Source organism: Enterocloster bolteae (genome assembly GCF_002234575.2).
Classification (GTDB): domain Bacteria; phylum Bacillota; class Clostridia; order Lachnospirales; family Lachnospiraceae; genus Enterocloster; species Enterocloster bolteae.
In genome coordinates this window covers 4554889-4568768 of record NZ_CP022464.2, presented here as the reverse complement: position 1 = coordinate 4568768, position 13880 = coordinate 4554889, and the positions used below count along the sequence as shown (strand labels likewise).

The following is a 13880-nucleotide window of genomic DNA, read 5'->3' as shown; positions in this document are numbered from 1 at the left end:
TGGAGAGACCGGCGCCAGGTTGGGCGTCCGGTCTTTCTTTCTGTCCTCCTGCTGTACTGGGGCTGTACTGGAGATGTACTTGGGTTATACTGGGGGTGTACCGGAGACGTACTGGAGCTGTTCGGGGATTCCTGGGGATTTGTCTGCCTCAATTTGCCTGCCTCATATTGTTTTGTTATTGCAGTCTGCCGTTGTTTTTGATATTATAACAAGGACTTGCGATAACCAGGATTTGCGAAATGAAGGTTTAAATCAAAAGGTTTAAATCAAAAGGTTTAAACCAAAAGCCGGGGCGGGAAGAGAAAACGGATGGGAGAAATGATAAAATGGCAGAAGTGTTGATGAAGGCCGGATCTTTTGTGGCTGTCATAATAATGGGAAATCTGCTGAGAAGAGCAGGCTTTTTTAAGGAGGAAGATTTTTATGTCTTATCGAAAATCGTACTTAAAATAACCCTTCCCGCGGCGATTATATCTAATTTTTCAGGGATTGACCTGAAGCCGTCCATGCTGGTGGTGACACTGCTGGGCTTTGCAGGCGGGATTTTGTATATCGCCGTGGCCTTTTTCATGAGTATCGGAAAAGAACGGGAAGAACGGGCATTCAATATACTGAATTTGCCAGGATACAATATAGGTAATTTTACCATGCCCTTTGCCCAGAGCTTCCTGGGTCCTGTTGGTGTGGTGGCAACCAGTCTGTTTGATACCGGAAACGCGTTTATCTGTCTGGGAGGGGCCTACAGCGCGGCGGTGGCGACAAAAGAGAAGAACGCCAGGTTCAGCATGTTTCCGGTTATAAAGACGCTGCTCAAATCCATTCCTTTTGACGCATATCTGATTATGACCGTGCTGTCGCTTCTCCATGTGGGACTGCCGGCCCCCATTACCTCATTTACCGGAGTGATTGGAAATGCAAATGCATTTATGGCCATGCTTATGATTGGGGTGGGATTTAAGCTGAACGGGGACAGCAGCCAGCCGGGTAAAATCGTGAAGATACTTGCGGCCCGGTATTCACTGGCCATTGTACTGGCTCTGGTCTTTTATTTCCTGCTGCCCTTTGGGATAGAATACAGGCAGGCTCTGACCATACTTGCCCTCAGCCCCATGTCCTCTGCCGCACCTGCATTTACAGGAAACCTGGGGGCGGATGTGGGACTGGCAAGCGCGGTGAACTCTATATCCGTCGTCATCAGTACGGTGCTGATAACCGGGACACTGATGATGATACTGTAGGGACAGAGCGGAATAAAACAGACGGCAGGGGAGCGGGAATGGCGGGAAAAACAGGGGAGAGGAAAATAATTTAAAAAAATGTATCGGGTGTGTATAATTCTTTGGGATGGGGCCATAATAGGAGTATACACGAAAGAGAAAATAATTAATACTTATCCTCCCCTTTTTAAATCAGCTCCGGCGCCAGTGGCGTGCCGGGGCTGATTTTTTAAACACAGGGGCTTTGCCGGGGCGGAGATTTCTGATACTGTATATCTGATACATGTTTCCCACTGTCATGGTACATACTATCCCAGAGGTGATGAAAATGAAACAGGGAGAGCAGAAATCCACAAAGGAACTGGAAGAGCAGGCAAAGAATGTAGAGACATTCAATCCCAGATGGCACGGTGGCGAGTATCTGGGGCCTAACACACTGAGACAGAAAGCAGATACTGAGGTTTATGGGAAAATGGAAGAGGAGCCGTAGGGCTTCTCTTTTTTGGGCTTGGGACTGTCAAAACCTGTTCAGCTTAATATACTGATAGTAAGACAAGTAACAGGAGGAAAGTGTGTATGCAGATAACGGATTATGTAAAGCCGGAGTTAATTGTGGTGGCTCTTGTGCTGTATTTTGTGGGCATGTGGATTAAGCAGAGTGAGGCGGTGAAGGACAGATATATCCCCTTAATCAACGGCGGCCTGGGAATTGTCATATGCGGGATTTATGTGCTTGCCACAAGTACATGCCGGTCTGGGCAGGAAATTTTCATGGCAATATTTACCGCCATAACCCAGGGAATCCTGCTGGCAGGGCTGAGCACGTATGTCAATCAAATCATAAAGCAGATAGGCAGGGAGGAATAGAAGGGGGAATCCATGGAGTATCACTGTTCTGAATCTGTTTTAAGATATGTGGACCTGCAATGAATGCGCTATGTCTGAATAAGATATTGTAAAAGGCTGCGGGTATTAATATGACAACAGAGCAGTATATTATCACATTTTTTGGGATTGATACAAAATATTACACAGACGACTTTGTGGGAAGATGCTGGGAAATGGCTGCGGACGAGGAGTACGGCTCCACAGGAGTCTATGTCACCGGGACAGTGACAACACACAGCTTGATATGCGGTGAGATACGCGGCTGCCAACTGGGGAAAGTAGGGCATTGTGTCTCTGCTGTCAGGAACCCGGTGGAGGTGGCTGATAGCGGAACCTATAAGAAGTCGCTCATAAATGTTATAAACAGGACAAGAAGTTTGCTGGATAACCCCAATATGAGTATTATCATCAATGAGGTGGAGTATTTTTATTTTTGTCAGATATAAACTGGGGGAGGCGTCAGATATTGTTTGAATCTGGAGCCCTCATCCGCGGGTGGACAAGGTGTGGGAGGAAGAGTACAGGTCAAAAAGCCTTAAAAAAGGGAGGAGCCGGTCAGGATTTCTCCTGCCGGCTGTATTATGAAAAAAAGTCTGATTAGCAATATCAACTTACAAGATATAGTATATGGGCTAAATATGAGCATCCTATGAGCATCCTGTAGCGAAAATATGAACGATTTGTAAGAAAATTGTGAATATCAGCGACAGGGTATCAAAAAAGGAACCTAATCGGTTCCTGTCATGATCTCTTTCATTTGCTGGGTTACGGGGCGATAACCGTCATTGCTGAAAAGACCGTTGAATATGCTGTCGCCCAATGCCAATATAAGGAGAATAACCGCCAGGATGATGAGTGCCTTGGTGAAGAATTTCATTTTAATACCTCCCGTGGTGTGATTGATAGGTCAGTTTACTAGATAATATATCCTAATCATACTACATTATAAATCATGGGGCAATATTTTGGGGAGACAAATAAAATGGTAAATAAAACGGCGGGAAATGAAATATGGATGGAGGAACCATAAAAGGGAACCATAAAAAGGAATTATAAAAAGAAAACGGTTTGCATCCACATTTAATCCACCGGTTATCCACACACTTATCCACATTATCCACTAAAAACACAAGATAATCAGGATTGATATTGTGTTTATCTATATATAGTGGTATTATGGTTGTGGATAAGTGGCAGAGAGGAGTTTATTTATAAATATGAAGGGATTGGATATTTATAATTAAGGTCATTCTGGAATTACCCATGACAAAGTGGATGGAAGTGACACAATTAAAAGATGAGAAATTGTAACGTAGTGTATTTGATTACGAGGTGGACGAAATGCTGATATTATCATTAAAAATCAAGCTCCATGCGCCCTGGGTTCATTCATTGAAAGAAAAACGCATGGTTGTTAAAAGCCTGCTGTCTAAAATGCGGAACAAATTTAACGTGGCTGTGGCAGAGGTGGGAGAGCAGGATATACACCAGACCATTGTCATTGGCGTGGCTGCTATCGTATCGCATAGCGCCCAAGCCGACAGTGTGATGGAGGAGATACGGTATTTTATAGAAGAGAGTACGGAAGCTGAGATTACAGATATGGAAAGAGAGATATTTTAATCGGCATTATGGCAGTACCTATGTACGTGTGGCCTGGGAACTGACGGATGGTACGTGGATAAGAACGGAATCTGGAACGGGAAAGAGAATGATAGTAATTGAAAAACTGTTTGCAGAGAAGGGATTAGGCCAATCGGTTTAGTCCCTTTTTGAGCAATTGTCATCAGAATAATAAAAAATGTGCCAAGACCCTGTAAAAACAAAGGTTCCGGCACAAATATCCAGTGGAGACAACAGGACTCGAACCTGCGACCCTCTACACGTCAAGCAGATGCTCTCCCAGCTGAGCTATGTCTCCAACGAGACTAATTATATCATATAGGCAGGGAGGATGGCAAGCAATTCTTGTAATGAACAGTAAAAACAGAAAAAATAAACAGAAAAAATAAACGATAAAATGTACCATAAACAATGGTCCTTGGTATAATGCGCCTTTCATAATGTACCCCGATAATGTACCCCGATAATGCATCACGATAATGCATCACGATAATGCATCACGATAATGCATCCAAGAGAGGGCTCTCATAACCGTATAGAAATTGTGAGGCTTTCATTTCTCACGAAGTTCCGCAGTATAAGAACAAAATTGTAAACTGCTTCGGGCCTTATTTCATATTGTGTATTGTTTTATCGTAATAGTTCTCCTGATATTATAAGTGTCGGAAATAAATCAAAAAATACAAGCATACTGACCGAACAAAGGGAATTATTATACACTTCTCCGTTCTATTAGTAATGGAGGGGGAGAAATGAAAAAAATATGGAAATATATGGCCGCCGCAGGCCTGTTTATGGTATTGCTCCTGGCGGCCTGTTATATTCGGCTGCCTGATTACAGAATCTATAAGGTGTTCTCATATAGCGGTTTGAATGTCAGAGAAACGGACCTGTATGTCATTGTATATAAACCCTGGCGGATTGACCATGAGGTTCAGGGTATTGTTTCCCAGCATAATGAGATGAATGGAACACCCGATAAACTGACTGTGTGGCTCTATTACAGTAAATATAATCTGGACCGGGGGAAGGATTTTAACAAGGTAATATTCGAGTACAGTAAAAGCCAGGTAACGGATCCGCCTGAAGCATGGTAGGAAATCCGAATATACCAGGTTTAGAGATATCATGGCCAGGCTGTGACGTCTGGTTTTTTTGCATTTCAGAAAATATATTTTCGTATTAAGCTGTTTTGGGGCTGAACTCCTGCCGGGCAGATGAATTCCCTGAATGTAAATAAATGTATGACTATAGTCGAATGAAGTCAGAAATTGTAAAAAATATTTTAATTTATCGTTAAAATATTAGTAAATATGTTAAAATACAAACTATTGTTCTAAGTTATCGCGATTAGTGATATGATGGTACAATAAATAAGAGAGAGGGAGGTTTAACAGATGAAGATAACAGCAGCAGTTGTGAGAGAGAAAGGTAAGCCCTTCCAGTTTGAGGAATTGGACCTGCAGGATCCCCGTGAAGGGGAGGTGATGGTAAAGATAGCGGCCAGCGGTGTATGCCACACGGATGAGGTGGCACAGCATCAGATGATTCCGGTACCACTCCCGGCCGTCTTGGGCCATGAGGGATGTGGGATTGTTGAGAAGGTGGGAGAGGGAGTGACGGAGTTTCAGAAGGGGGATCATGTGGTATTTTCCTTCGGATACTGCGGACATTGTAAGAGCTGTCTGGCGGGCAGACCCTATGCCTGCGAGAATTTTAATGCCATTAATTTTGGCGGTGTCATGAGCGACGGCACCAAGCGTCTGTCCAAGAATGGCCAGGAAATTTCTTCCTTTTTCGGACAATCCTCCTTTGCAACCTATTCCGTTGTCCATAAGAACAGTATCATTAAAGTGGATGAGGATTTGGAACTGGATATCCTGGGACCATTGGGATGCGGAATCCAGACAGGAGCGGGCGCTGTCCTGAACCGGCTCAAACCCACGGCCGGCTCAAGCCTGGTGGTGTTTGGCTGCGGTACAGTTGGCATGAGTGCCATCATGGCAGCCCATCTGTGTCCCTGTAAAAATATCATTGCAGTGGGCGGAAATGAAGAAAGCCTTGTCCTGGCAAAAGAACTGGGAGCCACCCATACCATCAACCGGAAAAAATGTGACTGTATTGTAAGTGAAATCAAGAAAATTACGGAAGGCGGAGCGGATTATGCTATTGATACCAGCGGCGTACCTGACTTTGTAAAAAAGGCACTCGCCTGTGTGAAATTCCTGGGGACGGCCGTGGTATTGGGTGTGACGGGAGAGCTGACCATACAGGTCCAGGAGGAGCTGATGGGCGAGGGAAAGTCCCTCATAGGCATTGTGGAAGGGGATTCAAATCCCAAACTGTTTATCCCCCAGTTGATTTCATATTACAAGCAGGGAAAGTTCCCCTTTGACAAATTGATTCGCGTGTTTGAATTTGATGAGATTAATGAGGCGTTTGATGCTTCCCACAGCGGGAAAGCCATTAAAGCCCTGCTGAAGATGAGATAGGAGGCATTGAGAATGGAATATCAATTATACATAAACGGGGAATGGAAGGACACTGTGACAGGATATGTGGCTGAGGATAAGAATCCGGCTGATGATTCTGTGTTTGCCAGGGTGCATTTTGCAGGCGGGGCAGAAGTGGAGGAGGCCATTGCAGCTGCCCAAAGGGCATGGAGGCCGTGGGCAGACACACCGGCCGCCCAAAAGGAGCAGATTCTTCTGAAGGCAGCTGACTGGATGCAGGAGCACATAGATGAGGTGGCGGATGTGCTGATGGGGGAAAGCGGTTCTGCTTTTGGAAAGGCGTACTTTGAAGCTGGATTTGCAGTGGATATACTCAGAACAGCAGCCGGTGAGTGCCGGCGGGTATTCGGCCAGGTCCAGCAGCAGGAGGCGGGGGAAATATCCATGATCCGAAGGCTTCCCCTGGGGGTGGTTGCAGGGATTGCGCCCTTTAATTTCCCATTGTTATTGGCTCTTAAAAAGGTGGCCTTTGCCCTGGCAGCAGGCAATACCTTTGTGCTCAAACCAGCCAGCGCAACGCCTGTTTCAGGTGTGATGATAGCCAAGGCCCTGGACGGGGCAGGAATTCCAAAAGGTGTGTTCAATCTGGTTCCTGGTTCCGGTGAGGAGGTTGGAAACAAGCTTATTGAAGATGAACGCATCCGTATGGTGGCATTTACCGGATCTACTGCTGTTGGCAGGGGGATTGCCTCTAAAGCGTCCGTTCTTTTTAAGAAATATTCTCTGGAAATGGGCGGTAAGAATCCTCTTATCCTTTTAAAGGATTTTGACGTGGAACAGGCTGTCAGGATTGCGGGATTCGGAGCATTTTTCCATCAGGGAGAGATATGCATGTGTACATCCAGGCTGATTGTGGAGGAGCCGGTATACGACCCGTTCTGTGAAGCGTTTGCTGCCTATGCCAGAACCATGAAGGTAGGGGATCCGCACCAGAAGGATACCATCATCGGGCCTCTCATTAAACAGGAGCAGTGCCAGATCATTGACAGCCAGATTCAGGATGCTGTATCCAAAGGCGCCGTGCTGATGACCGGCGGGACCCATGAGGGAAACTTTTACCAGCCCACAGTGCTGAAGGATGTAACGCCGGATATGAGGATATTCTATGAGGAAAGCTTTGGGCCGGTCACTTCCATCATTAAGGCAGTGGATGCGCAGGATGCTGTCCGCCTTTGCAATGACAATCAATACGGACTTTCCTCATCACTTCTGACCAATGATTTGTCAAAGGCCATGTCCCTGTCTCTTGACATGGAGGCCGGTATGGTGCATATCAATAACGCGACGGTTTCTGATAACTCCACTGTGGCTTTTGGAGGAGTCAAGAACAGCGGTGTGGGAAGAGAAGGCGGTTCCTATTCCATTGACGAGTTTACGGAGCTGAAATGGATTACGGTCCAGTATACACCGGCACAGCTTCCATTTTGATGGCGGGGAGAGGCTGCCTGGGTTAAGGCTGCACGGCTTGGCAGGCGGCTTTATGCCCACCCTGCCATTTTCGCACAAGACGCCGGGCGTTGTATTGGTCTTTCCGGAATCAGCCGGTTCATCCATAGAATCTAAGAACCCCGGAGTCAGGCAGTGGAGAGAATGTCTCAGCCTTTTGTATTTTTTGAAAAATAGGCTGTCAATATCTTTAGGCTTTCGTCCCTCAGGACCCCGGACGTAACCTGCGGTTTCCAGGGGGAATGCTCAAAGACGATTTTGCAGCATTCGGCTCCTTTCTCATGAAGTATGCTGCACAAATCAATATCGCTGGCGCCATAGACCAGCCGCCCCAATTTGGTCCATACCATTGCGCCGCAGCACATGAAGCAGGGTTCACAGCTGGAATAGAGTGTATATTCGCGTAAATCCGTGATATGCGTCTCTGCGCAAAAACGCCGGAGCAGTCCGGCTTCTGCGTGGAAGGTGGGATCGGAGCCGGTATAAATCTGGTTCTCGTTGCTGAAGATAATTTCGCCGTCCTTGACCAGCACTGCTCCAAAGGGTTCGTTTCCATGGCTGACAGCCAGCTGGGACAGGCGTATGGCTTCTTTCATAAAGATTTCATCATTCATCATGTAGTTCCTCCTGGTTTCATTCATGTTACGGATGATTTTTATGTTTTACAGGTTTTATTTGGGATGTATATGGAATTTATAGGGGGATATAAAATAAAAAGGCCAAAATCCTTTCTGTGCAAAGGGTTTTGGCACACCATATAAAATGGAGACAACGGGATTCGAACCCGCGGTCTCTGCGTTGCGAACGCAGCGCTCTCCCAGCTGAGCTATGTCCCCATTGATTCGATTATAGCACGGTTGGAAAAAAATACAAGTTAAGTTTAGAACTTTTTACATATTTTTCTTCTTTTCGGGACATACTGTTGTCAGAGAAATCACAGCCGTGCATGCACCGTGTGTGCACCCGCGGATGCAGGCGGCGGATGGGAGACGGATATGGACAGATTTGAAGAAGAAAAGCAGGCCAGAAAAAAGTCAAATGAAATGTTTAACAGCATTACGGAAAAGGTAAAGCCGGAAAACCAGAACCAGACCCATAATTCCAGGCGGGAAGGAATGGGACCAAATACAAAGAGAAAACCATGTTAACATAGAAAGCATCCACTGTGATTGATGATATTATATCACTGCGGGTGCTTTTCTTTTTGACTGTTTTCGACAGGCTTGCGGATGAATCAACGAATTTGTCGAGTTATCCACAATGTTGTGGAAAAGAATGTGGATAATATGTTATTATCTGATAAATAAAAGAAAAAAGAGACTGTGCCAGACAGCAATATATCCTGTCCGGACACAGTCTCTGAGAACGGAATTACTGAGCCTTATTTACAAAAGACTCGCAATCTGTACATTCCTTCTTGGTTGGGTTCATCTCATGAGTTCCGACCTTGATGGCTTCAAGGGTGCAGTAATCCTCGGACTGTGCATTGTAAGCACAATTCTTGATGGTACATTTGATGCTCTCATTTTTTCCGTTTACTTTCATGGTAAAGCCTCCTTTTTAATTGAATTGGATTCAGGTATATTATTTGCAGAAAAACAGAAAAAATACCCTTGATCTGCAGGGGAAACAAAAACAGCGTATTGGGATGTATGGGGAATGCCTCAGGTTTTAGGTTTATTTGGCTGTATTTAGCTGTATAAAATAAAATATGTTTGAAAAATCTTATGTTTTGTTATATACTAAGGGTTATGGGCGGCCATGGACAGGCAGCAGAACGGTCCGGCAGACAGAAAGAGGCATGGCGCCCTGGACAGGAAGCACCTGGAACATAAATAATACAAAAAGGATGGTTTTACTATGGCACTGTTAGAGACATGGAGAAATCTGGCTTACGGCGACGGCCTGGATGATAAAAAGAAAGAAGAATTGTGGGCTGGATATTTTCAGATTGAGAAGGGAATCTATGAGCAGATTCTTTCTAACCCAACAGAGGTTATCACGGGCACTGTAAAGGACCTGGCAGAGAAGTACAATACGGAAATCCTTATCATGACCGGTTTCCTGGATGGAATCAATGAGAGCCTGAAGGGCTATGAGAACCCCATTGATACCATGGAAGAGGATACTGAGGTTAAAATTGAGATTGACCCGGAGAAGCTGTACTACAATATGGTAGAGGCGAAGGCTAACTGGCTGTATGAGCTTCCCCAGTGGGACGAGATTCTTACACCGGATAAGCGCAAGGAACTGTATAAGTCCCAGAAGGCGTCCGGTACCGTGCGCAAGGGCAAGAAGATTTTCCCAAATGATCCCTGTCCATGCGGAAGCGGCAAGAAATATAAGAAATGCTGCGGAAAGAACGCATAAAGCCCCTGATTTTACCCGCCTGCCCGGAACTGTTCCGGACAGGCGCTTTTGTAGTTTGATGATTTGGCGATGGCTGCGGGAATGAGACGCGGCGCCGTTGGGAAGGATGAGGACATGGAAGCTTACAGCAGTTTTGCGGAGGTCTACGATATTTTCCAGGATAATGTGCCCTATGAGGAGTGGTGTTCCTATGTAACAGGACTGCTCCGGGAGCAGGGAGTGGAGCGTGGCCTGGTACTGGACCTGGGCTGCGGCACGGGAAGCCTTACCGGGCTTCTGGCAGAGGCCGGGTATGATATGATTGGGATTGATAATTCCGGGGAAATGCTTCAGATGGCAATGGATAAACGGGCGGCCTCGGGCCAGGACATTCTTTATCTCCTGCAGGACATGCGGGAGTTTGAGCTTTACGGCACGGTGCGGGCAGTTGTCAGCATATGTGATTCCATGAACTATATGATGGAGTACCGGGATTTGGTGCAGGTGTTCCGGCTGGTTAATAATTATCTGGACCCAAGGGGGGTATTTATATTTGACCTGAACACAGAGTATAAATACCGGGAATTGCTGGCAGATAACACCTTTGCGGAGGCCAGGGAGGAGAGCAGCTTTATCTGGGACAATTTCTATGATGAAAGTTCAGGAATAAACGAATATGACCTTACCCTGTTTATCCGTGAGGGCCAGTTGTACCGCAAGTATGAGGAGACACATTTCCAGAAGGCCTACAGCCTGGATGAGGTGAAACGGGCAGCCTTGGAGGCCGGTATGGAGTTTGTGGCTGCTTACGATGCGTGCACCCGCAATCCGGTGCGGGAAGACAGCGAACGCATCTATGTAATCATGAGGGAACAGGGAAAGACAATGAGAGACGAGGAGTGAATCATATGGCAGATTATGTAATCAGAGCAACTGCGGCACAGGGGCAGATCAGGGCCTTTGCCGCCACCACCAGGGACCTGGTGGAACAGGCCAGAATATCCCATAATACCAGTCCGGTGGCAACGGCTGCCCTGGGCAGGCTGCTGACGGCCGGTGTGATGATGGGCTGTGACATGAAGGGGGAAAATGACCTTCTTACCCTTAAGATACAGGGGGACGGACCCATCGCAGGCCTGACCGTGACAGCGGATTCCAGAGGAAATGTGAAGGGATATGCGTTTAATCCCATGGTGATGCTTCCTCCTAATGAAAAGGGAAAACTGGATGTGGGCGGAGCGCTGGGCGTGGGCGTCTTAAGTGTCATCAAGGACATCGGGCTTAAGGAGCCGTATGTTGGGCAGACCATTTTGGTGACAGGAGAGATTGCGGAGGACCTGACATATTATTATGCCACCTCTGAACAGACTCCGTCCTCCGTGGCGCTGGGGGTCCTGATGAATAAGGACAACACGGTGCGTCAGTCCGGGGGCTTCATCATTCAGCTGATGCCGGGGGCTTCCGAGGATATCATCGGCAGACTGGAGAACAAGCTGAAGGAAATATCGTCCATTACCACCCTGCTGGACGTGGGCAACACGCCGGAGATGATACTGGAGTATGTACTTGGGGAATTCGGCCTGGAAATCGGCGGAAGGCTTCCGGCTGCATTTTACTGCAACTGTACAAAGGACCGGGTGGAGAAGGCGTTGATCAGCGTGGGCAGAAAGGATATAGGGGAAATGATAGAGGATGGCAAGCCCATTGAGGTGAACTGCCATTTCTGCAATAAGAATTACACGTTTTCCGTGGATGAACTGAAGGATATGCTGGAAAAAGCAAAATAACAATAAGAGCCAGTCGCAGGACTGGCTCTTACTTGTAATCATTTGAAATCAGATATAACTTACTTCAACCTCTATCAGTGATGATATATGTTTGAAAAAGGTACACTGTTGTTCATTGATTATAATTTGGTTACGTTTGTAGCCTGAGGACCCTTAGCTCCGTTTACTACATCGAACTCAACTTCTGCGCCCTCATCTAAGGACTTGAAGCCATCCATGTTCAGACCTGAGTAGTGAACGAATACATCGTTTCCCTGCTCGTCGGAAATAAATCCGTAACCCTTCTGGTTGTTGAACCACTTAACTGTACCTTTCATTACGATACCTCCAAAAAATATAAAAAATAAAAAAATGTGATATGTTGCAAACTATTTCGCAACTGTCCTAAGGATATCATAAATGTTGAAAAGTGTCAAACGTTTTTGGGCATTAAGTATAAACAATTTATATAAACCTCAGATTCTGTTGTTCAAAGGTTAAAATATGAAGAAATACAGCCAAAAAGGCGAAATTTATGATATACTAGAGCATATTTCAATGCAGTGCGCCATGCGTATTAATGTGTAAAGAAGGGATTTGAATGAAAATCTGTAATATATGGAACCATTTTTCTACCATTACAAGGCACAGAAACCTGGTCAGGAAGCATTGCTTCCAGATTGGCCTGTACTGGCAGGGACTTACCCATGATCTCTCCAAGTACAGTCCGGAGGAGTTCTGGACCGGGGTAAGGTATTATCAGGGAAACCGCAGCCCCAATGCAGCGGAGCGTGAGACCGTGGGGTATTCCAGGGCCTGGCTTCACCATAAGGGCAGGAACAAGCACCATTATGAGTATTGGATTGACATTTCCAACCATAAGGAGGAGGGCCTGGTGGGAAATAAGATGCCTCTGCGGTATGTGGCTGAGATGGTCTGCGACCGGATAGCTGCCTGCGAAGTGTATAAGGGCAAAGCCTACACCAGCGCGGCCCCGTTAGAATATTACGAGTATACAAAGAATTATATCACCATCCATCCCAGGACCAGAGCGCTTTTGGAGAAGCTTCTCCACATGCTGAAGGACCAGGGGGAGGAAGCCACCTTTGCCTATCTGCGTAAACTTTTGAAAAAGGGAACGTATTAAGGAAAGAGGGCATGGAAGAAGCCGCCTTGGGTCTGGCCGGATACCGGACAAAGGCGGCTTTTTGAATGACTGAAAATCTGCATGACTGAAAATCTGAATGTCTGAATGGATGGCTGGAGGCGGGCGGCGGAAACCGTCAGAACGGTTACCGGGGAAACAGCCGGCCCAGGGACAGCTGGCAGATAAAGCCTCCCAGAACCATGGCTGCCAGGTACAGTAGGTTTCCTGGGGCCGTACCTATGGTGAGGGCAATCTGGTGGAAAACAATCTGTCCGTTTGGATAATAGGGGCTGATATAAAACATATCGGCATTGCCGTAGGGATGGGAAGCCACATTTATGAACGTGGCTATGCATACGCAGGCCAAAAACAGGGGGAGCATGGATACAAAGTCGCCTGGGGTTCTGCCTCCCAGTCCGGTCATGGCGCAGTACAGGCCGATGAAGATGAGCATGAAATGCCACAGAAACCCATGGAGGGTCAAAAGCAGATAGGGGTGCATGAGGCCGCTGGGTTCAGCCAGGGCCATGACGCCTCCCAAAAGTGCAAAATCCTGCATGAAGGTGCAAATGCATTTTTCCGTCCGGCAATGGGGCGTATGCTTGAATAACGGAAGAATCAGACACAGGTACATGGGGACGCTGCACAGCTGGAAGGGAAAATACCACCAGTTGTACCGGCCCTGGCCTGCGACAAAATATAGGAAGCCCTGTTTATACAGTTCACTGACAGCTAAAACCAGGCCGCAGATAAACAGCACACCGCAAGGGTGAGTACTTGTGCGTGCCAGGCGCCGGGCCAGAAAGACGGCAAGCGGTATGCCGGCGGCGCAGAGCAGGATGTGAAAGGCGGAGTATGGCTCAGGTGCCTGGATGGGCCATGCGCTGGCCTGTAATAATGTTTTTATAAATGATAGCATAGCTGTGCCTCC

At 46.7% G+C, this 13880-nt stretch carries 18 protein-coding genes and 2 tRNA genes; 13 read left to right on the top strand and 7 right to left on the bottom strand.

Annotated features, from left to right (window positions below; genetic code table 11):
- The first annotated feature begins 326 nt into the window (after positions 1-326).
- From CGC65_RS21160 to CGC65_RS21145, 4 genes are all read left to right on the top strand, one after another.
- Positions 327-1238: an AEC family transporter gene (locus CGC65_RS21160; RefSeq protein ID WP_002569719.1), complete on the top strand. Its 912-nt coding sequence runs from the start codon at positions 327-329 to the stop codon at positions 1236-1238.
- Between the two features lie 307 nt (positions 1239-1545).
- Positions 1546-1707: a hypothetical protein gene (locus CGC65_RS31390; protein ID WP_002569718.1), complete on the top strand. Its 162-nt coding sequence runs from the start codon at positions 1546-1548 to the stop codon at positions 1705-1707.
- Between the two features lie 86 nt (positions 1708-1793).
- Positions 1794-2084: a phage holin family protein gene (locus CGC65_RS21150; RefSeq protein ID WP_002569717.1), complete on the top strand. Its 291-nt coding sequence runs from the start codon at positions 1794-1796 to the stop codon at positions 2082-2084.
- Positions 2085-2194: 110 nt separating this feature from the next.
- Positions 2195-2551, top strand: coding sequence for a hypothetical protein (locus CGC65_RS21145; RefSeq protein WP_002569716.1), 357 nt, complete (start codon positions 2195-2197; stop codon positions 2549-2551).
- 281 nt (positions 2552-2832) lie between these two features.
- Here the strand turns inward: CGC65_RS21145 and CGC65_RS31385 are convergent, their stop codons facing one another.
- Positions 2833-2982: a hypothetical protein gene (locus CGC65_RS31385; RefSeq protein WP_002569715.1), complete on the bottom strand. Its 150-nt coding sequence runs from the start codon at positions 2980-2982 to the stop codon at positions 2833-2835.
- Between the two features lie 464 nt (positions 2983-3446).
- On the opposite strand from CGC65_RS31385, the gene CGC65_RS21140 reads away from it, so the two are divergent.
- Positions 3447-3728: a DUF503 domain-containing protein gene (locus tag CGC65_RS21140; protein ID WP_002569714.1), complete on the top strand. Its 282-nt coding sequence runs from the start codon at positions 3447-3449 to the stop codon at positions 3726-3728.
- A gap of 225 nt (positions 3729-3953) precedes the next feature.
- Here the strand turns inward: CGC65_RS21140 and CGC65_RS21135 are convergent.
- Positions 3954-4026, bottom strand: a tRNA-Val gene (locus tag CGC65_RS21135).
- 454 nt (positions 4027-4480) lie between these two features.
- Between CGC65_RS21135 and CGC65_RS21130 the strand changes: the two genes are divergently transcribed.
- The 3 genes from CGC65_RS21130 to CGC65_RS21120 all read left to right on the top strand — a co-directional run bounded on the left by CGC65_RS21130 (position 4481) and on the right by CGC65_RS21120 (position 7669).
- Positions 4481-4825: a hypothetical protein gene (locus tag CGC65_RS21130; protein WP_002569713.1), complete on the top strand. Its 345-nt coding sequence runs from the start codon at positions 4481-4483 to the stop codon at positions 4823-4825.
- Between the two features lie 300 nt (positions 4826-5125).
- Positions 5126-6220, top strand: coding sequence for an NAD(P)-dependent alcohol dehydrogenase (locus tag CGC65_RS21125; protein WP_002569712.1), 1095 nt, complete (start codon positions 5126-5128; stop codon positions 6218-6220).
- Positions 6221-6232: 12 nt separating this feature from the next.
- Positions 6233-7669, top strand: a complete 1437-nt coding sequence (locus CGC65_RS21120; protein ID WP_002569711.1) for an aldehyde dehydrogenase family protein — start codon at positions 6233-6235, stop codon at positions 7667-7669.
- Positions 7670-7836: 167 nt separating this feature from the next.
- Here the strand turns inward: CGC65_RS21120 and CGC65_RS21115 are convergent, their stop codons facing one another.
- Positions 7837-8304: a nucleoside deaminase gene (locus CGC65_RS21115; RefSeq protein ID WP_002569710.1), complete on the bottom strand. Its 468-nt coding sequence runs from the start codon at positions 8302-8304 to the stop codon at positions 7837-7839.
- A 146-nt stretch (positions 8305-8450) separates the two neighbouring features.
- Positions 8451-8523 (bottom strand) — tRNA-Ala (locus tag CGC65_RS21110).
- Positions 8524-8682: 159 nt separating this feature from the next.
- Between CGC65_RS21110 and CGC65_RS31380 the strand changes: the two genes are divergently transcribed.
- Complete coding sequence (locus tag CGC65_RS31380; RefSeq protein WP_166433957.1) at positions 8683-8835, top strand: hypothetical protein; 153 nt, start codon at positions 8683-8685, stop codon at positions 8833-8835.
- Positions 8836-9058: 223 nt separating this feature from the next.
- On the opposite strand, the gene CGC65_RS21105 is transcribed toward CGC65_RS31380, so the two are convergent.
- Positions 9059-9232 (bottom strand): DUF1540 domain-containing protein, encoded by a 174-nt coding sequence (locus CGC65_RS21105; RefSeq protein ID WP_002569709.1) that lies wholly within the window; start codon positions 9230-9232, stop codon positions 9059-9061.
- 315 nt (positions 9233-9547) lie between these two features.
- Here CGC65_RS21105 and CGC65_RS21100 point away from each other — a divergent pair, with 315 nt between their 5' ends.
- The 3 genes from CGC65_RS21100 to hslO all read left to right on the top strand — a co-directional run bounded on the left by CGC65_RS21100 (position 9548) and on the right by hslO (position 11823).
- The gene (locus tag CGC65_RS21100; protein WP_002569708.1) at positions 9548-10057 is read left to right on the top strand and encodes an SEC-C metal-binding domain-containing protein; all 510 of its coding nucleotides are present in this window, start codon (positions 9548-9550) and stop codon (positions 10055-10057) included.
- A gap of 114 nt (positions 10058-10171) precedes the next feature.
- Positions 10172-10939, top strand: coding sequence for a class I SAM-dependent DNA methyltransferase (locus CGC65_RS21095; protein ID WP_002569707.1), 768 nt, complete (start codon positions 10172-10174; stop codon positions 10937-10939).
- Between the two features lie 5 nt (positions 10940-10944).
- Positions 10945-11823 carry an Hsp33 family molecular chaperone HslO gene (gene hslO, locus CGC65_RS21090; protein ID WP_002569706.1) on the top strand — a complete coding sequence of 293 codons (879 nt, stop codon included), beginning with the start codon at positions 10945-10947 and terminating at the stop codon, positions 11821-11823.
- Between the two features lie 119 nt (positions 11824-11942).
- On the opposite strand, the gene CGC65_RS21085 is transcribed toward hslO, so the two are convergent.
- Positions 11943-12140, bottom strand: a complete 198-nt coding sequence (locus tag CGC65_RS21085) for a cold shock domain-containing protein (RefSeq protein WP_002569705.1) — start codon at positions 12138-12140, stop codon at positions 11943-11945.
- A gap of 263 nt (positions 12141-12403) precedes the next feature.
- Here CGC65_RS21085 and CGC65_RS21080 point away from each other — a divergent pair, with 263 nt between their 5' ends.
- Positions 12404-12949, top strand: a complete 546-nt coding sequence (locus CGC65_RS21080; protein WP_002569704.1) for a DUF5662 family protein — start codon at positions 12404-12406, stop codon at positions 12947-12949.
- Between the two features lie 145 nt (positions 12950-13094).
- Here the strand turns inward: CGC65_RS21080 and CGC65_RS21075 are convergent, their stop codons facing one another.
- The gene (locus CGC65_RS21075) at positions 13095-13868 is read right to left on the bottom strand and encodes a TMEM164 family acyltransferase (RefSeq protein ID WP_002569703.1); all 774 of its coding nucleotides are present in this window, start codon (positions 13866-13868) and stop codon (positions 13095-13097) included.
- Positions 13869-13880 lie beyond the last annotated feature (12 nt).